The sequence below is a fragment of the Streptomyces sp. NPDC031100 genome, from assembly GCF_055570785.1.
This window is the reverse complement of the sequence record NZ_JBVIGN010000001.1, coordinates 120949-141098: the sequence shown is the minus strand read 5'-3', so window position 1 is coordinate 141098 and position 20150 is coordinate 120949. Positions and strand designations below refer to the sequence as shown.

General features: G+C 70.5%; 19 protein-coding genes. 12 read left to right on the top strand and 7 right to left on the bottom strand.

From position 1 onward, the window contains the following. Nucleotides 1–49 precede the first annotated feature (49 nt). From ACZ5DS_RS00680 to ACZ5DS_RS00665, 4 genes are all read left to right on the top strand, one after another. Nucleotides 50–184 carry a hypothetical protein gene (locus ACZ5DS_RS00680; protein ID WP_468232586.1) on the top strand — a complete coding sequence of 45 codons (135 nt, stop codon included), beginning with the start codon at nucleotides 50–52 and terminating at the stop codon, nucleotides 182–184. After that, complete coding sequence (locus tag ACZ5DS_RS00675; protein WP_468232584.1) at nucleotides 181–780, top strand: DUF3618 domain-containing protein; 600 nt, start codon at nucleotides 181–183, stop codon at nucleotides 778–780. The genes ACZ5DS_RS00680 and ACZ5DS_RS00675 overlap by 4 nt, the downstream gene beginning before the upstream one ends. 101 nt (nucleotides 781–881) lie before the next feature. Beyond that, nucleotides 882–1490, top strand: coding sequence for an ArsR/SmtB family transcription factor (locus ACZ5DS_RS00670; RefSeq protein ID WP_468232582.1), 609 nt, complete (start codon nucleotides 882–884; stop codon nucleotides 1488–1490). Nucleotides 1491–1507: 17 nt separating this feature from the next. Further along, complete coding sequence (locus ACZ5DS_RS00665; protein ID WP_468232580.1) at nucleotides 1508–2245, top strand: SRPBCC family protein; 738 nt, start codon at nucleotides 1508–1510, stop codon at nucleotides 2243–2245. A gap of 12 nt (nucleotides 2246–2257) precedes the next feature. On the opposite strand, the gene ACZ5DS_RS00660 is transcribed toward ACZ5DS_RS00665, so the two are convergent. Continuing rightward, nucleotides 2258–4084: an endonuclease/exonuclease/phosphatase family protein gene (locus ACZ5DS_RS00660; protein ID WP_468232578.1), complete on the bottom strand. Its 1827-nt coding sequence runs from the start codon at nucleotides 4082–4084 to the stop codon at nucleotides 2258–2260. Between the two features lie 265 nt (nucleotides 4085–4349). On the opposite strand from ACZ5DS_RS00660, the gene ACZ5DS_RS00655 reads away from it, so the two are divergent. From ACZ5DS_RS00655 to ACZ5DS_RS00620, 8 genes are all read left to right on the top strand, one after another. Then, nucleotides 4350–5777, top strand: a complete 1428-nt coding sequence (locus ACZ5DS_RS00655; RefSeq protein WP_468232576.1) for a hypothetical protein — start codon at nucleotides 4350–4352, stop codon at nucleotides 5775–5777. A 185-nt stretch (nucleotides 5778–5962) separates the two neighbouring features. After that, nucleotides 5963–7414: an alkaline phosphatase PhoX gene (locus ACZ5DS_RS00650; RefSeq protein ID WP_468232574.1), complete on the top strand. Its 1452-nt coding sequence runs from the start codon at nucleotides 5963–5965 to the stop codon at nucleotides 7412–7414. Between the two features lie 503 nt (nucleotides 7415–7917). After that, nucleotides 7918–9501, top strand: a complete 1584-nt coding sequence (locus ACZ5DS_RS00645) for a TROVE domain-containing protein (protein ID WP_468232572.1) — start codon at nucleotides 7918–7920, stop codon at nucleotides 9499–9501. A 95-nt stretch (nucleotides 9502–9596) separates the two neighbouring features. Further along, entirely contained in the window at nucleotides 9597–10244 is a 648-nt protein-coding gene (locus ACZ5DS_RS00640) for a GntR family transcriptional regulator (protein ID WP_468232570.1), read from the top strand. A gap of 13 nt (nucleotides 10245–10257) precedes the next feature. Continuing rightward, nucleotides 10258–11289, top strand: a complete 1032-nt coding sequence (locus tag ACZ5DS_RS00635) for a 1-aminocyclopropane-1-carboxylate deaminase (protein ID WP_468232568.1) — start codon at nucleotides 10258–10260, stop codon at nucleotides 11287–11289. A gap of 89 nt (nucleotides 11290–11378) precedes the next feature. Next, nucleotides 11379–12086 carry a hypothetical protein gene (locus ACZ5DS_RS00630; protein WP_468232567.1) on the top strand — a complete coding sequence of 236 codons (708 nt, stop codon included), beginning with the start codon at nucleotides 11379–11381 and terminating at the stop codon, nucleotides 12084–12086. 90 nt (nucleotides 12087–12176) lie between these two features. Beyond that, the gene (locus ACZ5DS_RS00625) at nucleotides 12177–12815 is read left to right on the top strand and encodes a 2'-5' RNA ligase family protein (protein WP_468232565.1); all 639 of its coding nucleotides are present in this window, start codon (nucleotides 12177–12179) and stop codon (nucleotides 12813–12815) included. A gap of 79 nt (nucleotides 12816–12894) precedes the next feature. Continuing rightward, nucleotides 12895–13461, top strand: a complete 567-nt coding sequence (locus ACZ5DS_RS00620; protein WP_468232563.1) for a TetR/AcrR family transcriptional regulator — start codon at nucleotides 12895–12897, stop codon at nucleotides 13459–13461. 165 nt (nucleotides 13462–13626) lie between these two features. Here ACZ5DS_RS00620 and ACZ5DS_RS00615 read toward each other — a convergent pair whose 3' ends face one another. From ACZ5DS_RS00615 to ACZ5DS_RS00590, 6 genes are all read right to left on the bottom strand, one after another. Further along, nucleotides 13627–14796 (bottom strand): TerD family protein, encoded by a 1170-nt coding sequence (locus ACZ5DS_RS00615; protein WP_468232561.1) that lies wholly within the window; start codon nucleotides 14794–14796, stop codon nucleotides 13627–13629. Between the two features lie 71 nt (nucleotides 14797–14867). Further along, nucleotides 14868–15857: a zinc-dependent alcohol dehydrogenase family protein gene (locus ACZ5DS_RS00610; protein ID WP_468232559.1), complete on the bottom strand. Its 990-nt coding sequence runs from the start codon at nucleotides 15855–15857 to the stop codon at nucleotides 14868–14870. Next, nucleotides 15854–16699, bottom strand: a complete 846-nt coding sequence (locus tag ACZ5DS_RS00605) for a carbohydrate ABC transporter permease (protein ID WP_468232557.1) — start codon at nucleotides 16697–16699, stop codon at nucleotides 15854–15856. The genes ACZ5DS_RS00610 and ACZ5DS_RS00605 overlap by 4 nt, the downstream gene beginning before the upstream one ends. Further along, nucleotides 16696–17631, bottom strand: coding sequence for a carbohydrate ABC transporter permease (locus tag ACZ5DS_RS00600; protein ID WP_468232556.1), 936 nt, complete (start codon nucleotides 17629–17631; stop codon nucleotides 16696–16698). The genes ACZ5DS_RS00605 and ACZ5DS_RS00600 overlap by 4 nt, the downstream gene beginning before the upstream one ends. Further along, the gene (locus ACZ5DS_RS00595; protein ID WP_468232554.1) at nucleotides 17628–18995 is read right to left on the bottom strand and encodes an ABC transporter substrate-binding protein; all 1368 of its coding nucleotides are present in this window, start codon (nucleotides 18993–18995) and stop codon (nucleotides 17628–17630) included. The genes ACZ5DS_RS00600 and ACZ5DS_RS00595 overlap by 4 nt, the downstream gene beginning before the upstream one ends. A gap of 77 nt (nucleotides 18996–19072) precedes the next feature. After that, nucleotides 19073–19843, bottom strand: a complete 771-nt coding sequence (locus ACZ5DS_RS00590) for a DeoR/GlpR family DNA-binding transcription regulator (protein WP_468232552.1) — start codon at nucleotides 19841–19843, stop codon at nucleotides 19073–19075. Between the last annotated feature and the right edge of the window lie 307 nt (nucleotides 19844–20150).

The window sequence follows — 20150 nt, the reverse complement described above, 5'->3', positions numbered from 1 at the left end:
CCTCGGCCGGGGTACTCGGATGTTCCGTACGGAGAGGAGGCGGAGCACCGTGACCGCGACGGCGCGCGCCCGGCCCGCGACCGGACGCGCCCGGCAGCGCCGCGCCGACCCGCCCGCACCCGAGGAGACGCTCGGTGGCGGCGCGGCGGACGTCGGCGTGATCAGGGAAAGGGCACACCGATGAAGGACAGGACTCCGCACGGCTCGGGTGCCAAGGGACCCGACGAGCTGCGGCAGCAGATCGAGCATGCCAGGAGCCAACTCGGCGACACCATCGCACACTTCGTGGACAAGGCCGATGTGACGGGCCGGGCCCGGGCCCGGGCCGCCGACCTGCGGGACAAGGCCGGCGCCATGACCGTCCAGCTGCGCGAGAGTGCGACCCATGCCGGACACACCGTGCACGACAGGGCGAGCAGGACCGGGCACGCGATGCAGGACCGGGCCGCCCACGCCGGGCATGCCGTCCAGGACCGGGCGGCCCGCACCGGCCATGCGATGCAGGACCGCGCGTTCAGGACCGGGCACGCGGTGCAGGACCGGGCCGCCCACGCCGGACACACCGTGCGTGACAGGGCGACCAGGACCGGGCACGCCCTGCAGGAGCGGGCCGGACGCACGGGACACCGCGCGGAGGGCGCCGCACCGGAACCCCTGCGACGCCTGCGCGAGGCGCTGCACGAGGGCCCACGCCATCCGGGACAGGCCCTTGTCCTGGGCGCACTGGCCGCAGCCGCGGCCGCGGCGGGCATGGTGTGGCGCAGGCAGCACCACCACTGACCTCACCCCGGCACCCGGCTCCACCGAGCGGCTCCCGTCACCCTCTCACCGAAAACTCTGACTGCCTGGACAAAAAAAGTTTTCGGTGCGAGGGTGGACGCATGCTGGACGTGACCGTGATCGAGGACCCCGAGGCGGCAGCCGTATCGCTCGACCCGATACGGGCCCGGCTGCTCGCCGAGCTGGCCGCCGGACCCGCGTCGGCGGCGATGCTGGCCGGCCAGGTCGGACTGCCCCGGCAGAAGGTGAACTACCACCTCAAGGCGCTGGAGCGGCATGGCCTGGTCGAGCTGGCCGGAGAGCGCCGCAAGGGCAATGTCACCGAGCGGCTGATGCGCGCGACCGCAGCGTCGTACGTCATCTCGCCGACCGCGCTCGCCCCCGTGCAGCCGGACCCGGACCGCTTCCGTGACCAGCTCTCCGCGCGCTGGCTGCTCGCGCTCGGCGCCCGCCTGGTGCGGGACGTCGGCGCGCTGATCACCGGCGCCGAACGGGCCCGCAAGCGGCTGGCGACCTACGCCCTGGACGGCGAGGTCCGCTTCGCCTCCGCCGCCGACCGCGCGGCCTTCGTGCAGGAGCTGACGGCGGGCGTGAGCGCCCTGATCCGCAAGTACGACGCCACCGACGCCGAGGGCGGCCGTGACCACCGGATCGTCGTCGCCCTCCATCCCACGGTCAAGGACCAGCCCGCCCCCGAACCGGAAAAGTAGGCAGCAGGAGCCCCGCCATGTCCAAGGAATTCGAGATCGTCCGCGAGTTCGAGGTCGACGTCCCGCCCGAGAAGGTGTGGGAGGCGATCACCACCGGAACCGGTGGCTACCTCTGGCCGATGGACCCGCCCGAGCCCCGGGTGGGCGGCAGCGGGCCCTTCGGGTCCACCGTGACCGCCTGGGACCCGCCCCACCGCTACACCAACCGCAGTGAGGACGTCGGCTTCCCGATCCAGACCGTCAACCAGCTCGACTACACCATCGAGCCCCGCGACGAGGGCCGCCGCGCCTGGGTGCGCTACGTCCACAGCGGCATCTTCACCGACGACTGGAACAACCAGTACGACGGCGCGAGCAAGCACACCAACTTCTATCTGCACACCCTGTGCGAGTACCTCACGCACTTCGCGCCCCGCCCGGTCACCTTCGCCCAGCTGGAGGGACCCGCGGCCTCGCAGACCACGGAGGCGCTCGCCGCCGTCGCACGCGCGCTGGGCCTCGCGGACGACACGGCCGCGGGCACGAAGGTCAGCGCCCGGGGGCCCGGCGGGCGGACCCTGGACGCCGTACTCGACTACCGCAACCCGTACTTCATCGGGCTGCGCACCGACAACGCCCTCATCCGCTTCTTCGGCCGCGGCCACTGGGGCGCGCCGCTCGGCATCAGCGTCCACGACTTCGCGCCGGACGCCGACGCCCAGGCGAACGAGACCGCCTGGCAGGACTGGCTGAACGGCGTGTTCAGCCAGTCCTGAGGTCGCAGAGGGTTACGGGCGGAACCGCAGCACCTGCGGGTCGTGGTCGCTGATCTGGTCGTTGAACTCCGCGTTGACGTGCACGCTGTCGTACTCGAAGTCGCACCCGCGCCGGATCGCCGGGCTGATCAGGACCTGGTCCAGGACCTGCTCGTTGCCCTGGTAGTCGTAGGTGTAACGCTCGCTCTTCGGCAGCGACTTGATCGCCGACCACAGCTCGCCGTCACCCTCGAGGATCTTCGCGGTCCCGGAGAACTCGAAGTCGTTCATGTCGCCGAGCGCGATGACGTTCGCGTTCTTCTGGACCGACAGGATGTCCTTCACGAACGCGTTCACCTCGGTCGCCTGTGCGTGGCGCTGGATCTCCGAGCTGCGCACCGGCGGCTGGTACTGCGAGGTCAGACCCTGGTCGCCGCCCTTGGAGTTGAGGTGGTTGGCGATCACGAACACCGTCTTGCCACGGAAGACGAACTCGCCGGCCAGCGGCTTGCGGCTGCTGTTCCAGGCCGCGTTCGCCGGGTCGATCCGGCCCGGCGACATCGTCAGCTGCGCCTTGCCGTTCACCTTGGTGACGCCGACCGCGGTGGTGGAGTCGCCGCCCGCGCGGTCCACGAAGGACACGCGCTGCGGGTTGAACAGGAACACCTGGCGGATGTTGCCGCCCGGCTGACCGCCGTCCTGGTCGTTGACCGGGTTGACCGAGCGCCAGTCGTACGTCGGGCCGCCCGCCGCGACGATCGCGTCGATCAGCTTGTTGACCGTCTCGCTCGCGTCGACCGTGCCGTCGTCCTTGACGCCGTTGTTGTCCTGGATCTCCTCCAGGGACACGATGTCGGGCGACTGCAGGTTGTTCACGATCGCGGCCGCGTGCTGGTCGAAGGTGGCGTCCGACGGGTCGAGGTTCTCGACGTTGTAGGTGGCCACCGCCAGCTCGCCGCGCGACTGCTTCTGCGTGGTCTCTCGCTTGAGGCCGCCGTTCTCCAGCGTGCCGAGCTTGCTCGCGACCAGGGTGTAGCCGCCGAACTGGTTGAAGTCCAGCGGGCCCGTGGTGGTGCCCTCCAGGGCGTCGCCGACGTTCGCCTTCGGGAAGTCGGCGGTCGAGCCCAGCGACTGGATCTGCAGCCGGCCGGTGTTCTGGGACTCGTAGGAGCCGTAGACCGTGCCGCCGCGGCGGTTGCGGTGCTCCCACGGCTTCACCGTGACCCACAGCTCGCTGTACGGGTCGGTGGCGGTGACCACGCGGGCGTCGGCGACCTGGACGTTCATGCCCTCCAGGGACTCGTAGTAGTCCAGGGCGTACGTCGACGGGTCCAGGGCCAGGCCGTTGACGGAGCCGGCCGCGGCCGTGTCGCCGGCCGGGGCGTACTCGTCCGGCACCGAGTCCTCGTCGATCAGGGTCGCCGCGGGCACCGCGTTGCCGGTGGAGACGGTGGTGATCGTCGGCTTGGTGACCTCCGTCACCGACTGGTTGCCGGAGGAGGCGCCGCCCGGGACGTACTCGGAGACCGTGCCGGTCACCGTGACCGAGTCGCCGACCGCGACCTTCGGCGTGGAGCTGGTGAAGACGAACACGCCCTCGCTGGTCGCCGGGTTGTCGTCCGGCGTCGGGTCCTGGATCCAGAAGCCTCTGGAGGAGCCGTAGGTGCGTGTGGCCGTGACGACGCCGGGCACCTCCGTGACCTTCTGGCCCGCGAACGGCGATATTCGGGTCGTGCCCTGGATGTCGTGGATGCGCACGGAGTCGGCGTGCGCAGGCGAGGTGAGGACGACGGCCGACGCGGCGGAACAGACGGCGGCGACGGTGAGCGCGGCGAGGCGCGCGGAAGACCTGCTCGGCAAGGGAATCCCTCCGGGGGCGTACATGAGCGCCGGGACGAGGTGGTGACGGGAGCGTGCCGGGCCGTAGCCCTGTGTGACACGCGTAGAGCAGAGTGAACAGTTGTCCCCCCAACTTCTACGCGCGTCAATCTCCTGCCTGCTGGCGGGAGTTGTCAAGGTTTCGGCCATGTGCGGCCGCCGACGGAGAGATGAACCGGGCGGCATGGGTGGAAATCCGTCTACGCTGAGCGGCTGAGTGCTTTCACGGTCCGAGGAGAACCAGCCGATGTCAGACAGCTCCCCCCTGCCGCCCGTACGGCTGCACCCCGAAGCGGAGCTGGCGCGTGCCGCGCTGTCCACGCCGGTGCTCTCCCGTGCCGCCCGGCTCGCCCGCTGGGCCGGGCCCGACACCCGCGTGGACGCCGGCGGCGGGCTGGTGGAGGAACAGCTTCCGGCCGCCGCCGAGCTGCTCGGACTGAGCGGGGACGACGCCGCCGCGTATGCCGGCGAGGCCTGGCGGGTGGCCCTGGACGCCGGGCTGGTCGAGATCACCGACGAGGAGGCCGGGACCGTCGCCGCCGGGGCGGAACTGGCGCTGCTCACCGGTGGCTCCCCGCACGACGTGCTCACCGTGTGGCTGGCCGCCCTGGAAGCCGTCGTCGGGGACGCGAGCGTGCCCGATCTGGACGGTCTCGTCGAGGCGATGGAGGAGGGCGGCGAGGTCGATTTCTCGTCACTCGACTGGGACCCGGAGGCCGAGGCGGAGTTCCTCGACGGCGTCCTCGGCAACCTCTATCTGCTGACCGTCAGTGAGGACGGCCCCGGCGAGAGCCCGGTGCCGCTGCCCGCCCTCGCCGCCTCGATGATCGTCCCCAGCGGCATGGGCGAGCCCACCAACGATGTCCTCGAACAGGTCTCCGACGCGATGATGCGCCTCGACGACCAGTTCCGGATGCTGGAGCCGGTCGGACTCGTGGAGTACCAGCCGGTGGACGAGGCACTCATGGCCGACGCGGACGAGGAGCCCGCGGCACCGGTGGACGAGACCGACGTCTCCCGCTACGGCATGGTCCGGCTGACCCCGCTCGGCGTGTACGGGCTGCGGGCGCGGCTGTTGGAGGCCGGATTCGAGGCGCCCGCGGTCGGTGAACTCGCCGACAAGGGAGCGGACGTACTGCTCGACGGCACCGCCCACTTCGGGCAGTTCGCCGCGCGGGCGGAGACCGAACAGTGGCTGGACCGGCGTGAACCGCTCGCCGCGGCACGGGAGTTGCTGGCGGCGGCGCGGGGCGCCGACCCGGCCGCGCCGCTGCGCAGGCTGCGCTGCCAGCAGGCCCTGTCCCTGGTCGGCCCGGAGGCCGAGCCGGCGCTGCGGGATGTCCTCGACGATCCCGAGCTGGGCGGGCTCGCCCGGGTGTGGCTGAGCGAGCGGGGCGCCTCCGACGTTCCCGCGCCCTCGCAGGAGCTGGTGTTCTGGCTGACCATCGACACGGTGGCCGCGCAGCTGGCCGCCGAGGGCAACTCGGAGGAACTCCAGGCGCTGGTGGAGGGGCTGGCCGAGCAGCACAGCGGGTTCTTCGCGGCCGCCTGGCGGGTCGAGCATCCCGCCACCGCGGAGGTGCTGGAGGCGATGGGGCGGCTGCATCCGGACAAGAAGGTGGCCAAGGAGGCCCGGAAGGCCGCGTTCAAGGCGCGCTCCCAGCAAGCGGGGTGAGTCGCTGCCGGGTGTGACCATGGCTGGTGCTTTTGCTGGCCGTGGGGCGATGCCGACGGATTCATGGAACCGGGGTATCTGACGTAGCCGGGTGTTCAACTCCCGTTCAAAAGGTGGCGGGAGCGTGTGCGCCGAACCGCGGCCCCGCCACCCTCCACGGCACGCCCACCGTCACAGGAGAGACCATGTCGCTCACCCGCAGGGACTTCGCCAGAAAATCCGCGATCACCGGTGCCGGGGTCGCACTGGCGGGCAGTGTCGGCGCCCTCGCTACCGCCCCGAACGCCCTCGCCGCCACGGACGACATCGAGACCGTGGACGGCGAGTCGGCGTACGGGCACCACGGCGTCGGCTACGGCCCGCTGATCCCCGACCCGGACGGCATCCTCGCGCTGCCCGAGGGCTTCGAGTACCGGATCATCACCTACAGCGGGAAGACCAAGCTGGAGTCGGGCGAGTTCACCCCGTCCAACCACGACGGCACCTCCACCTTCGACGGCCCCCGCGGCGCCACCCTCCTCGTCAACAACCACGAGCTGAAGGGCCCGCGCGCCAACTGGAAGTACCCGGTGCCGCTCACCGAGGGCCTCGTCTACGACCCCGCCGCCTCCGGTGGCTGCACGGTGGTCGAGGTGCGCCGCGACCACGTGGCCGAGTGGGTCGGCATCGCCGGTACCTCCACCAACTGCGCGGGCGGCAACACCCCGTGGGGTACCTGGCTGACCTGCGAGGAGACCGAGGACAAGGCCGGCCAGAACGGCATGACCAAGGACCACGGCTATGTCTTCGAGGTCGACCCCGAGGACCGCCGCGCCAACCAGGCCCCCAAGCCCGTCAAGGCGCTGGGCCGCTACGCCCACGAGGCCGTCGTCGTCGACCCCAGGCGCGGCCACCTCTACCTGACCGAGGACGCGGGCAACCCCAACGGCCTGCTCTACCGCTGGACCCCGCCGGAGGGCTACCGCCACGGCCGCGGCAAGCTGCGCACCCTCGCCGACGACGCGGGCGTGCTCCAGGCCTTCAAGTGCTTCGACTCCGGCGGCAAGTTCGTGGACGACCTGTCTCGCGCCACCAGGATCGGGACCGTGTACGGCGTCGACTGGGTCGACGTCCCCGACCGTGACGCCAGGACCGTCTCGGTGCGCAAGCAGTTCACCGAGGGCCAGGTCACCCGCGCCCGCAAGCTCGAGGGCATGTGGTGGGGCGACGGCGGCGCCTACGTCGTGTCTTCCTTCGCCCGTACCGAGAGCCCCGTCCAGCACGACGGCGCCGTCTGGTTCTACGACCCCAAGCGCCGCACCCTGACCCTCAAGGTCCTCCTCGGCGTCAACCCGGACCCTGCCGCCGACAACGGCAACTTCGACGGCCCGGACAACATCACCGTCTCCCCGTACGGCGGCCTGGTCATCGCCGAGGACGGCGAGGGCATCCAGCACCTGTTCGGCGCGACGGAGAGCGGCCGTACGTACCCCATCGCCCGCAACGAGCTCAACATCGGCACCGAATCCGCCCCCGAGTACAGCGAGTTCACCGGCGTCACCTTCTCGCCCGACGGCCGCACCCTGTTCGCCAACATCCAGGAGCCCGGCATCATGCTCGCCATCACCGGCCCCTGGAAGCGGCAGAAGTGCGACTGACGTCCGCACGGTGATTAATTCGCTCGCTCGTCCCGCGGCTCCCCTCCTAAAGTGATCCTCGTCCAGGTGCGACAGGCAGGACCTACTTCCGCTCATAACGGGGAGGCCGCGGGTTCGAGTCCCGCCACCGGCTCCAACAAGCCGGTGTAGCTCAGGGGTTAGAGCACCAACACGTCGGTTCCGCCGACCTCGATCTCTGGACACCGAAAACTTCATGCACCTCCCGGTGCGCAGGCTGCGGTTACTTCTTTTCCAAAGAGAATCCCATGACCGCCGCCGAATTGATCTCGGGAGGCGCAGCACATGGTGGGTGTCCGGTGCGCAGGCAGCGGTTACTTCATTGGATCGGACGGTTGCGGGTTCGAGTCCCGTCATCGACCTCGGGTCGGTGTAGCTCAATCGGAAGAGCATCTGGGTAAAGTCCGCCGCCGACTCCTGACCTCGGACACCCTCCATTTGCTGTGCCTCCCTCCGAAACACGAATGAATTCGGGGGAATTCACCATGGCGCGATTCAACACGCGTGCCGCCAAGGCGCAGCTGAAGTCGGCGGTGACGTCGACGGGCCGCATTCTGCGGACCTACCAGGGCGGCCTGGGCCAGGAGCGCGAGCCGCGCTCCGAGCTTTTCCTTCTCGCGGTCTCCGACTTCGTCTCGCAGAAGACCTTCTACGAGAGCGGCGCCGACCGCGACGACCGGTTCACCCGCCTCGTCCGCGACCTCGCCGTCAGCGACCCGGACTTTACGGCCGGCCTGCTCCGCTGGCTGCGCGGCGAGGGCAACATGCGGACGGCCTCGATCGTGGGCGCCGCCGAGTACGTGCACGCCCGGCTGACGGCGGGTGCCACCGACGGCCCGTCCAACCGGCAGGTCGTGGACTCCGTGCTCCAGCGCCCGGACGAGCCCGGCGAACTGCTCGCCTACTGGACGGCGACGTACGGCCGCGCCATCCCCAAGCCCGTCAAGCGCGGCGTCGCCGACGCCGTACGACGGCTGTACCACGCCAAGTCGCTGCTGAAGTACGACACCGCGTCCAAGGGCTACCGCTTCGGCGACATCCTCAACCTGGTGCACGCGGCGCCGGCCGCGGACAAGTCGTGGCAGGGCGAGCTGTTCCGGTACGCGCTCGACCGGCGGCACAACCCGGACACCGCCGAGCCGCCCGCGTCGAGCCCGGTGCTCACCGCGCACCGCGAGCTGATGGCGCTGCCCGTCGAGCAGCGGCGGGCGGTCGTCACCGCACCCGGCGGCGCCGAGCGGCTGGCGGCGGCCGGTATCACGTGGGAGGCGCTGGCCGGCTGGCTGCAGGGCCCGATGGACAAGGCGGCCTGGGAGGCCGTGATCCCGTCCATGGGCGCGATGGCGCTGGTCCGCAACCTGCGGAACTTCGACGAGGCGGGCGTCTCGGACGAGGTCGCCGCCCGGGTCGCGGCGAAGATCAGCGACCCGGAGCAGGTGGCACGCTCGCGACAGTTCCCGTTCCGCTACCTGGCCGCCTATCGGCACGCGCCCTCGCTGCGCTGGGCGTACCCGCTGGAGCAGGCACTCGGCCACTCGCTGGCCAACGTGCCCGCGCTGCCGGGCCGGACGCTGGTCCTGGTCGACCGCTCGGGCTCGATGTTCTGGTCGCCGGTGTCCGAGCGCGCCCAGCTCACCCGGGCCGACGCGGCGGCGATCTTCGGCACGGCGCTCGCGCTGCGGGCGGAGGACGCCGACCTGGTCGAGTTCGGCTCGACCAGCGCCGAGGTGGAGTTCCGCAAGGGCGAGTCGGTGCTGAAGATCCTGGAGCGCTTCGGCAACCTGGGCGGCACCGACACCACCGAGGCGGTCCGCCGGCACTACAAGAAGCACGACCGGGTGCTGATCGTCACCGACGAGCAGTACGCCCCGCACCAGCACGGCGACCCGACGGCCCAGATCCCGGACCGCATCCCGGTCTACACCTGGAACCTGGAGGGCTACCGGGCGGGCCACGGCCCGTCGGGCACGGGGAACCGGCACACGTTCGGCGGCCTTTCGGACTCGGCTTTCCGGATGGTGAGCCTGCTTGAGGGCGCGCGCGACTCCAGCTGGCCGTGGGAGGCCTGAAACCGCGGCCGGACCTGATCGTGGCCCGCACTTCTACGGGGGGTGCGGGCCACACCCCTTCCCATGAATGCCACTGATATCTAACATTTCAGTCCGTGGAGACGCTACGACCCCTTCCCCGCACCCTGCTCCGGGACCGCGCCTACGCAGCGATCCGGGATGCCATCGTGGCGGGGGAGATCGAGCCCGGCGCGGTGGTGCGCGACGCCGACCTGGCCGAGCGGCTCGGGCTGTCCCGGGCACCCGTGCGCGAGGCCTTCGCGCGGCTCGTGGACGAGGGGCTGCTGGAGAGCAAGCCGCAGAGCTACACGCGCGTCACCCCGCTCGTCGCCGCCGACGTACGGGACGCGGCGGCCGTGGTCGGTGCCCTGCACGAACTGGTCACCCGGGTCGCCGTACCCCGGCTGCGCCCGGCGGACGTCGATCGGATGCGCGCGGCCAACGACCGGTTCGCCGCCGCTGTACGCGCGGGTGATGTGGACGAGGCCCTGCGCGCCGACGACGAGCTGCACGACGTCCTGATCCGGGTCAGCGGCAACCGTGCGGCCGCCGCGACCGTCGCCCGCTACACCCCCCTCATCCGCCGCCTGGAACGGCAGCGCTTCGGCGAGGGCGGCTCCTGCCGCTCGGCCGGGCTGCACGAGCGGCTGATCGGGGCCTGTGCCGACGGTGACGTGGCCGGCGCGGTCCGGGTCACGGCCGACATCTGGCGCACCCTCGCCGACCTGGCCGACCCCGACTGACCCTGGAGGCCCCGTGTCCCCGTCGTCCTACGCCCGCTATCCGCTGCTGTTCGGCCCCTCGCCCGTGCACCCCCTGGAGCGCCTGACCGCCCACCTCGGCGGCGCCACCCTGTGGGCCAAGCGGGAGGACTGCAACTCCGGGATCGCCTACGGCGGGAACAAGACCCGCAAGCTGGAGTACCTGGTCGCCGACGCGCTTGCACAGGGCTGCGACACGCTCGTCTCGATCGGCGGGGTGCAGTCCAACCACACCCGCCAGGTCGCCGCCGTCGCCGCCCGCGCCGGGCTCAAGTGCGTGCTGATCCAGGAGAGTTGGGTGCAGTGGCCGGACTCCGTGTACGACAAGGTCGGCAACATCCTGATCAGCCGGCTCGCCGGGGCCGAGGTGCGGCTGGTGCGGGCCGGGTTCGGGATCGGGTTCAAGGAGAGCTGGGAGCAGGCGCTGCGGGACGTCGAGGAGGCGGGCGGAAAGCCGTACGCGATCCCGGCGGGCGCCTCCGACCACCCGCTCGGCGGCCTCGGCTTCGCCCGGTGGGCGTACGAAGTCGCCGAGCAGGAGCAGGAGTTGGGGCTCTTCTTCGACACGGTGATCGTGTGCTCGGTCACCGGGTCCACCCAGGCGGGCATGGTCGCCGGATTCCGCGCGCTGGAGGAGGCCGGCGGGCGGCCGCGCCGGGTGCTCGGGATCGACGCCTCGGCCGAGCCCGCCCGCACCCGCGAGCAGATCGCCCGGATCGCTCACGCCACCGGTCGACTCATCGGGGTGAAGGGCGAGATGACCGTCGAACTGGACGAGCGGTACCACGCGGGGACCTACGGCATCCCGGACGAGGCCACCCTGGAGGCGATGCGGCTCGCCGCGCGGACGGAGGGCATGGTCACCGACCCCGTCTACGAGGGGAAGTCCATGGCCGGGCTCATCGACCTCGTACGGCGCGGCGAGATCGGCGCGGACTCGACCGTGCTCTACGCCCATCTGGGCGGACAGCCCGCGCTGAACGCCTACAGTGCCCTGTTCCAGTCGCCGACACGGCAACCTGCCTAAGATCACTAATTGCTACGATCTGTGATTCTATTCTCACGCTAAGTATTCAAGCTTGAGACATCATACTTAAGGTGAGAAAGGGTTAGAAGATGCGCACGTTTCAGCGCGCAGCACTCGTGGCCGCAGTGGTCGCGGGGATGTCCACCCTCGGCGTAGGCGTCGGCTTCGCCGACGACTCCGACGGTCCGCAACAGGTCTCCGCGGTGGCTTCCGCTCAGGCCAGCGCCGTGGTCACGTCGGGAGCCTCGACCGTCGAGTCGCACTCCGAAGCGCACGGGACTCCGCAGGAGGCGAAGGGGAACGACCAGAAGCAGCAGGCGTCGAAGCCTGGGAGTAAGCAGCAGGCGTCGAAGCCTGTGCACAAGCCCGAGGCGCCCAAGCCTGGTCAAAAGCAGCAGGCGTCGAAGCCTGCTCATAAGCATGAGGCGTCGAAGCCTGGTCACAAGGACCAGGTGTCGAAGCCTGGTCATAAGCACGAGGCGTCCAAGCCCGGGCACAAGCATCAGGTGTCGAAGCCTGCTCATAAGCACGAGGCGTCGAAGCCTGGTCACAAACACGAGGCGTCGAAGCCTGGGCATAAGCATGAGGTGTCGAAGCCCGCTCACAAGCACCACAAGCACCACAAGCACCACGTGTCCAAGCCTGGTCACAAGCACCAGGTGTCGAGGCATGGCCACAAGCACCACGGGGCGAAGCACGGTCACAAGTACTCGGTGTCGAAGCACAGTCGCAAGTCCGTGGGTGGCGTTGAGCGTCTCTCCCACACTTCGGTTGACATGCAGACGTCGGTTGCCTGAGCGCTCCGCGCTGTGGGTGTCCGGGGGCCGTGAGCCATCCGCCGGAGTCCAGGGGCGGCGACCGTCGGCGGGCGGGGCCATGATGGCGGTGTGTCCCGCCCCTCGACGCCCGGCCCGGCCGAACCCTTCGGCCGCCTCGAGTCGGCCGCCACACCCCGGACCGCCGTGGTATGGCTTCCCCCGGCCGAACTCTGGCCCGCCATCCAGCGCATCCGCGCCGAGCACGACCCGCAGATCCGTCGCTGGCCGCCCCATGTGAACCTGGTCTTCGGCTTCGTACCGGAGGAGGACTTCCCGGCGGCGCTCCCGCTGCTGGCCGCCGCGGCTGCCGGGTGCGACCCCTTCGACATCCGGCTCAGTGGGGTCCACGCCTTCCGCCACCGGTCCTACGCCACCGTGTGGCTCGACCCCGCGGCGGCCGACGCCGCGCCCTGGACGGAGCTCCGGCGCGCGCTGGCGGAGCCCTTCCCGTACTGCACGGATCGCTTCCCGCGCTTCACCCCGCACCTCTCCCTCGGGCGCACCCGCGTCCCGCGCGTCCTCGCGGCCGAATGCGCCGCGCGGCTCGGCGTGCTGCACGCGCGTGTGGACGAGATCCAACTGCTCTCCCGCCGCGGTGACGGCCCCATGCGGACGCGGGCCACGATCGGCCTGGGCACCGGCGCGGTACGCCGCAACCTCGGACCGGACCCGGCCACCGGCGGGTACGAGCCACCGGAGCGGCACTGACCGGGCGGCGGCGGGGACCGTCTGCGATCGGTGCTCGATAGGCTGCGGAGAGGATCCCCGGTTCGCAAGGAGTATCTGGATGACGCGGGTCAGACCCATGCGTGCGGACGCTCGGCGCAACTACGAGAGGTTGCTGAAGGTGGCGGCCGAGGCCTTCGCCGAGCATGGGGAGAACGCGTCGCTGGACGACATCGCCAAGCGCGCCGGCGTCGGCTCCGGCACCCTCTACCGGCACTTCCCGACCCGGCAGGATCTGCTGGAGGCCGCGTACGTGGACCGGATCAAGGCCATGGCGGCGAGGGCCGACGAGTTCGCCGCGGAGCTGCCGCCGGGTGAGGCGCTGGTGGAGTGGCTCAACGAGGTGTGCGTCGGGACGATCCAGGTGCGCGGCATGAAGGCGCTCCTGGGTTCGGCCGTCACCGACGGCAGCTCCGTCGCGGCCACGGCCTGCGGGACCTCTCTGTCGGATGCGGCGCGGCGGCTGGTGGGGGCGGCGCAGCGGGAGGGCAGCCTGCGGAAGGACATTGAGCCGGTCGAGGTCTTGCGCCTGGCGCATGGCGTGGCGTTGGCGTCGGAGCTGGCGAACGGGCAGGGGCGGGAGATCCGGCGCTATCTGTCACTGCTGACGGAGGGACTGCGGCCGTAGCTGGAGCGGGCTTTCCGGTGCCGCTGTCGGGCTGGGCCGGGGGTGGGCGCGCTCACCGGCACTGGCCGGGTGCCGCTGCGCCCACCCGTGCCGCCCTGGGGGTCCCCCCAGATGCGGCTCCGCCGCGTGGGCGCGACCAGCCCCCGCGCGCTCGCAGCCAAGGAGTTACAGCGCCCGTGCCCCCGGATCCACCATGTTCCTCACCGTGCGCGCCTTCACGAAGTCGCCCATCGCCGTCATGTCCCACTCGCCGGAGAACTGCCGGATCAGCTTGGCCATCATCACGCCCGTCTGCGGCTCGGCGTTGGTGAGGTCGAAGCGGACCAGTTCCTCGCCGGTGGCCGCGTCCACCAGGCGGCAGTAGGCCTTGGCGACCTCGGTGAACTTCTGGCCGGAGAAGGAGTTGACCGTGAAGACCAGGCCGGTGACCTCCTGCGGGAGACGGCCGAGGTCGACGGTGATCACCTCGTCGTCGCCCCCGCCCTCGCCGGTGAGGTTGTCGCCGGAGTGCCTGATCGCGCCGTTCAGGATCGTCAGCTTGCCGAAGTAGCAGCTGTCGATGGCGTTGCGCTGGGGGCCGTAGGCGATGACGGAGGCGTCCAGGTCGATGTCCTTGCCGCGGAACGCGGGCTCCCAGCCGAGGCCCATCTGCACCAGGGAGAGCAGCGGGCGGCCGCCCTTGACCAGGGACACGGTCTGGTTCTTCTGGAGGCTGACCCGGCCCTTGTCCAGGTTGATCTTCCCGGCTCCGGGCGCCGGAGCCGGCGGGGCGGCTGGGGCGGCCGGTGCCTGTGCGACGGGTGCCGGGGCAGGTTGCTGCGGGGCCGTCGGCGCGGCGGCCGGCTCCTCCACCGTCACGCCGAAGTCCGTCGCGATGCCCGCCAGTCCGTTGGCGTACCCCTGGCCGACGGCGCGGGCCTTCCACTGGCCGTTGCGCCGGTAGATCTCCACGACCACCAGTGCCGTCTCCGTGCCGAGCTGCGGCGGTGTGAACGTGGCCAGGGCCGAGCCGCCGTCCGCGTCCCGGATCGTGGCCGTCGGCTCGATGCCCTGGAAGGTCTGGCCGGCCGCGTCCGGGCTGGCCGTGACGACGATCTTCTCGATCTCCGGCGGCACGGCGGCGGTGTCGACCGTGATCGCGTCGGGTGCCGCACCGCCGCCGGAGGTGTACGTCACGCCCGGGCCGGCGGGCTGGTTGTAGAAGATGAAGTCGTCGTCGGAGCGCACCTTGCCGTCGGCGGTGAGCAGCAGGCCCGACACGTCGAGCCGCACCGGTGCGGAGACGTCCACCGTCACGCGGGCGACCGACAGAGGGATGTTCGAGCCAGGGGTCATAGCTGTCATGCCGGGTGAACGAACGACACCGCTTTACCGTTCCCTTACCGACGAGCGGACCCCCGATCGGCTCAGGGCACCACCACGATCTTCCGCCCCACCCCCGACGCGAACTGCTCCAGCGCCTCGGGGTACCGCTCCAGCGGGATCCGGTCGCTGATGAACACCTCGGGGTCCAGCACTCCGTTCGCGAACAGCTCGGCCGCCCGTTCGAAGCTGTGCAGGACCGCCATCGAACCGGTGATGGTGATCTCCTGGTTGTAGATGCGGTACGGGTCGATCGTCACGCGGGTCGCGTAGTCGGCCACCCCGAACTGCAGGAACGTGCCGGCCTTCGCCACCCGGTCCAGGCCGTCCTGGATCGCCTTCGCGTTGCCGGTCGCGTCGACCACCACGTCCCAGCCCTGCGGGCGGTCCAGCTCGTCCGCGCTGCCGGCCGCACCGGAGACGCCGAGCCGGCGGGCCGTCTCCAGGCGGGCCGGGTTGATGTCCACCACGTCCACGCTGGCCGCGCCGGTCCGCTTGGCCAGCTCCAGCATCATCAGGCCCATGGTCCCGGAGCCGTAGATCAGGACGTGGGCGCCGAGGCGGGACTGGAGGACGTCGTAGCCGCGCACCGCGCAGGACAGGGGTTCCACCAGGGCCGCGTCCGCGGTGCGCACGTGCTCGGGCAGCTTCACGCAGTTCGCCACCGGGGCCAGCGCGTACTGTGCCGCCCCGCCCGCCGTCGACACGCCGATCGCGGCCCAGCGCTCGCAGAGGTTGTTGTGACCGGTGCGGCAGTAACGGCACTCGTAGCAGTACAGGGACGGGTCCACCGCCACCTGGTCGCCGACCGCGACCTCGGTGACCTGGCTGCCCACGCCGACCACCGCGCCGGCGAACTCGTGCCCGGGCACGATCGGCAGCTTGGGCGCGAACTCGCCCTGGAGGATGTGCAGGTCGGTGCCGCACAGGCCGCAGGCGGCCACCTCGACGACCACCTCGCGGGGGCCCGGCGTCGGGTCCGGTACCTCGGCGACGACGGCGCGGCCCACGGACTCGATGACGGCGGCCTTCATTTCACGGCTCCCAACGACAGGCCCTGGACCAGCTTGTCCTGGGCGGCGAACCCCGCGGCGAGCACCGGCAGGGAGACGACGAGCGATGCGGCGCACACCTTGGCCAGGAACAGGCCCTGGCTGGTGATGAAGCCGGTCAGGAAGACGGGGGCGGTCCCGGCGACCACGCCCGTGAGGACTCGGGCGAAGAGCAGTTCGTTCCAGCTGAAGATGAAGCAGATCAGGGCCGTGGCGGCGATGCCGGGCAGCGAGATGGGGGCCACCACGCGTGCGAGGATCGTCGGCAGCCGGGCGCCGTCGATCTGCGCCGCCTCGATCACCGCCACCGGCACCTCGGCGAGGAACGACTGCATCATCCACACCGCGATCGGCAGGTTCATGGAGGTGTAGAGGATGACCAGGAACCAGATGTTGTCCAGCATCCCGGTGTTCTTCGCGAACAGGTAGATCGGCAGCAGCCCGGCCACCACCGGCAGCATCTTCGTGGACAGGAAGAAGAACAGGACGTCCGTCCACTTCTTCACCCGCCGGATCGACAGCGCGTACGCCGCCGGCAGGGCGAGGAGCAGCACGCAGACCGTCGAGAACACCGACGCGACCGTCGAGTTGATCAGCGCCGGCCAGGGGCTCGCCCCGCCGCCGCTGCCGAAGAACTCGCGGTAGCCGTCCAGGGTGAGGGCGGCGCCGAAGGAGGGCGGGTTGGTCGCCGCGTCCGCCTCGGAGTGGAAGGACGTCAGCGCCATCCAGGCGATGGGGAAGAAGAACACGATGCCGGCCAGCCAGGCCATCAGGCCGATGCTCAGGCCCCGGTGCTTTCTGATGAGTTCGGCGATGCCGCTCATGCGCGGGACACCTCCTCGCGGAACAGGGACGACACCACGCGCAGGGCGAAGGTCGCGATGATGATCGAGCCGATGACCACCAGGACGCCGGCGGCCGAGGCGAGGCCGTTCTCGTGGGCCTGGTAGAAGCTCTGGTACACGGTGTAGGGAAGGTTGGCGGTGCCCAGGCCGCCGGACGTGATCGTGAAGACCGCATCGAAGTTCTGGACGATGTAGATCGACCCCAGCAGGGCGCCGAGTTCGAGGTAGCGGCGCAGGTGCGGGAGCGTCAGATAGCGGAACACCTGCCATTCGTTCGCGCCGTCCACCCGCGCGGCCTCGATCTGCTCCGGGTCACGGCTCTGCAGACCGGCGAGCAGGATCAGCATCATGAAGGGCGTCCACTGCCACACCAGGGCGGCCTCGACCGCCATCAGCGGCGTGTTGGAGATCCAGTCGGGCTGCGGGCCGCCGACGTAGTGCAACAGGCCGTTGAGCAGGCCGTATTCGGGGTTGTACAGGACGTGCTTCCAGAGCAGGGCCGCGGCCACCGGGACCACCAGGAACGGGGCGATCAGCAGGGTGCGGACGATGCCCCGGCCGAGGAACCTGTGGTCCAGGAGCAGCGCCAGCGCCAGGCCGAGGACCAGGCTGACCAGGACCACCGTCACCGTGAGCAGCACGGTCGTCAGCACCGAGTGGCGCAGGTCCGCGTCGGTCAGGACATGGCGGTAGTTGTCGAAGCCGGCGAAGTGGCGGGCCTTCGGGTAGAGGGAGTTCCAGTCGAAGAGGGAGATCACCACCGTGGCCACGAACGGCAGCTGGGTCACGACGATCATGAAGACGAGCGCGGGCATGAGGGGGGCCCGGGTGGCCCAGGCGCGCAGGCGGGCGGAGGGTTTCCGCGTCGCGCGTACCGGTGTTGCTGCACAGGGTGCTGTCGTCGCTGTCATCGCCCCTTGTACTCCTTGGAGATCTGCTCGGCGAGCTGCTGGGACTTGTTCAGGGCCGAGCCTGTGGACTGGCGCCCGGCGATGGCCGCGCTGATCTCCTGGGAGACCTTGGTGCCGAGGTCGGTGAACTCGGGGATGCCGACGAACTGGATGCCGGGCGCGGGGCGCGGCTGTACGCCGGGGTCGTTCGGGCGGGCGGTCTCGATGGCCTCCTTCGTCATCTCCTGGAAGGCGGCGGCCGACTTGCGGTAGGCGGCGTTGGTGTACGTCGACGCGCGCTTGCCCGCCGGGACGTTGGACCAGCCGCTGGTGTCGCCGACCAGCTGCTCGTACTGCTTGCTGGACGCCCAGGACACGAACTTCCAGGCCTTGTCCGGATTGCGGGAGGCCTTCTGGATGCCCCAGGCCCAGGTGTAGAGCCAGCCGGAGGACGGCGTCTTCTCCACGGGCGCGGGCGCGTAGCCGAGCTCGCCCTTGACCGGGGAGCCGTTCGCCTCCAGCAGGCCGGCCGCGGAGGTGGCGTCGTACCACATGGCGACCTTGCCCTGGGTCATGTTGTTGAGGCACTCGGCGAAGCCGGACTGGGGCGCACCGGACTCGCCGTGGCTGCGGACGAGGTCCACGTAGAACTTCGTCGCCTTCTCGAACTCGGGGGAGTCGAGGTGGGCCTTCCAGCTCTTGTCGAACCAGGTGCCCCCGAAGGTGTTCACGACGGTGGTCAGCGGCGCCATCATCTCGCCCCAGCCGGGCAGGCCGCGCAGGCAGATGCCGCGCATGCCGGGCTTGGCGCCGTCCACCTTCGCGGCGAGGTCGGCCACCTGCTGCCAGGTGGGATGCGCGGGCATCGTCAGACCCTTCGCGGCGAACACGTCCTTGCGGTACATCAGGAAGGACGACTCGCCGTAGAAGGGCTGGCCGTAGAGCTTGCCGTCGTTGGCGGTCAGGGACTCGCGCATCGGCCTCAGCACGTCCTGCTCGTCGTACGACGGGTCCTTCGCCACGTACGAGTCCATCTCGTGCAGCCAGCCGTTGCGGGCGTAGATCGGTATCTCGTAGTTGCTCAGGGTGGCGATGTCGTACTGGCCCGCCTGGTTGGCGAAGTCCTGGCTGATCTTGTCGCGGACGTCGTTCTCGGGCAGGACGGTGAAGTTGACCTTGATTCCGGTCTCTTGGGTGAAGCGGGGGGCGAGCTTCTGGAGCTCCGTCATCTGGGGGTTGTTGACCATCAACACGTTGATGGAGTCGCCGCCTGAACCGGACCCGCCCGCACCGGCCCAGCAGCCGGAGAGCAGCGGGGCGAGCAGCGTCCCTGCGGCGGCCGCGGCGAGTGTGGCTCGCGGCCTCCGTCGGCTCGGGGTTCGCATGGATCGCTCCTGGATTTATCGGGATATAAGGGGCAGTACAGGGTATGGAGAGGCCCTCGGGGGAGTGAGTTTGTTTTTCAGACCCGGATGACCTGCGGGCCCAGCAGGGAGTAGCGATGGGCCTCGGCCGCCGGGAGCTGTGTGCTGGTCACGATCGCCTCCAGTTGGCCGACCTCGGCGAACCGGCAGAAGCTGACCGCTCCGAACTTGGTGTGAACGCCCGCGAAGATCGTCCTCCGCGCGGCCCGGACGGCCTGGGCCTTGACCTCGCTGACCGCGGGGTCCGGGGTGGTCAGGCCGTGTTCGCGAGAGATGCCGTTGGCACCAATGTAAGCAAGGTCGACGACGAAGCCGGCCAGCATCTTCGTCGTCCAGTGGTCGACGGTCGCCAGCGTGCCGGCGCGGACCCGCCCGCCGAGGAGCAGCACCGACATGTTCTCGGCCTCGGCGAGGGCGCCCGCGACGGGCAGGGACGCGGTGACCACGGTCAGCGGCCGGTCCGTGGACAGGACTTCGGCGATGAGCTGCGGGGTGAAGCCCTCGTCGACGAAGACCGTCTCCGCGTCCCCCAGCAGCTCGGCCGCGGCGGCCGCGATCCGGCGCTTCTCGGGGACGTGGCTGGTGGCGCGGAAGGCGAGTGTCGTCTCGAAACCGGCGCTCTCGACCGGGTAGGCGCCGCCGTGGGTGCGACGGACCAGCCCGTGGTCCTCCAGGGCGCGCAGGTCGCGCCGGATGGTCTCCTTGGCCACGCCCAGCTGAGCGGCGAGCGCGGTGACGTCGACCGCGCCGGTGGCGCGCGCGGCCAGCACGATCTCGCGCTGGCGTTCTTCCGCCGTCCTCGTGGTCATGTCGTCACCCACTTCCCTGTGGAGCTGCCCGTTCGGGCCCATGTGGGAAGTTCTACAGCGGGTGTGCGGCGCTGACCAGGTCTGTTGTGGGTCCGATACTGCCCGTGTGTGCCCGTTTGCCGTACGGGGTGCCCGCCTCGGACCTGCGCGGCTGTCCGGTGCGGGGTGGGAGCGGGCGGTCCGGATGCCCGAATGCGGCGGGGGGGGGGGGGGGGTTGTTTTCGCCCCCCGCCCTGTTGGGTCGTTTTTCTCCCCTGGGGGGGGGCGTTTAGGGGGGGGTTGAGGATTCCCCCATTCACCCCCTTCG

Coding starts and splice junctions, on each gene's coding strand:
- ACZ5DS_RS00630 (WP_468232567.1), top strand. CDS start 11,379: ATGCGCACGTTTCAGCGCGCAGCACTCGTGGCCGCAGTGGTCGCGGGG.
- ACZ5DS_RS00605 (WP_468232557.1), bottom strand. CDS start 16,699: ATGAGCGGCATCGCCGAACTCATCAGAAAGCACCGGGGCCTGAGCATC.
- ACZ5DS_RS00665 (WP_468232580.1), top strand. CDS start 1,508: ATGTCCAAGGAATTCGAGATCGTCCGCGAGTTCGAGGTCGACGTCCCG.
- ACZ5DS_RS00620 (WP_468232563.1), top strand. CDS start 12,895: ATGACGCGGGTCAGACCCATGCGTGCGGACGCTCGGCGCAACTACGAG.
- ACZ5DS_RS00610 (WP_468232559.1), bottom strand. CDS start 15,857: ATGAAGGCCGCCGTCATCGAGTCCGTGGGCCGCGCCGTCGTCGCCGAG.
- ACZ5DS_RS00595 (WP_468232554.1), bottom strand. CDS start 18,995: ATGCGAACCCCGAGCCGACGGAGGCCGCGAGCCACACTCGCCGCGGCC.
- ACZ5DS_RS00670 (WP_468232582.1), top strand. CDS start 882: ATGCTGGACGTGACCGTGATCGAGGACCCCGAGGCGGCAGCCGTATCG.
- ACZ5DS_RS00600 (WP_468232556.1), bottom strand. CDS start 17,631: ATGACAGCGACGACAGCACCCTGTGCAGCAACACCGGTACGCGCGACG.
- ACZ5DS_RS00655 (WP_468232576.1), top strand. CDS start 4,350: ATGTCAGACAGCTCCCCCCTGCCGCCCGTACGGCTGCACCCCGAAGCG.
- ACZ5DS_RS00675 (WP_468232584.1), top strand. CDS start 181: ATGAAGGACAGGACTCCGCACGGCTCGGGTGCCAAGGGACCCGACGAG.
- ACZ5DS_RS00645 (WP_468232572.1), top strand. CDS start 7,918: ATGGCGCGATTCAACACGCGTGCCGCCAAGGCGCAGCTGAAGTCGGCG.
- ACZ5DS_RS00590 (WP_468232552.1), bottom strand. CDS start 19,843: ATGACCACGAGGACGGCGGAAGAACGCCAGCGCGAGATCGTGCTGGCC.
- ACZ5DS_RS00650 (WP_468232574.1), top strand. CDS start 5,963: ATGTCGCTCACCCGCAGGGACTTCGCCAGAAAATCCGCGATCACCGGT.
- ACZ5DS_RS00615 (WP_468232561.1), bottom strand. CDS start 14,796: ATGACCCCTGGCTCGAACATCCCTCTGTCGGTCGCCCGCGTGACGGTG.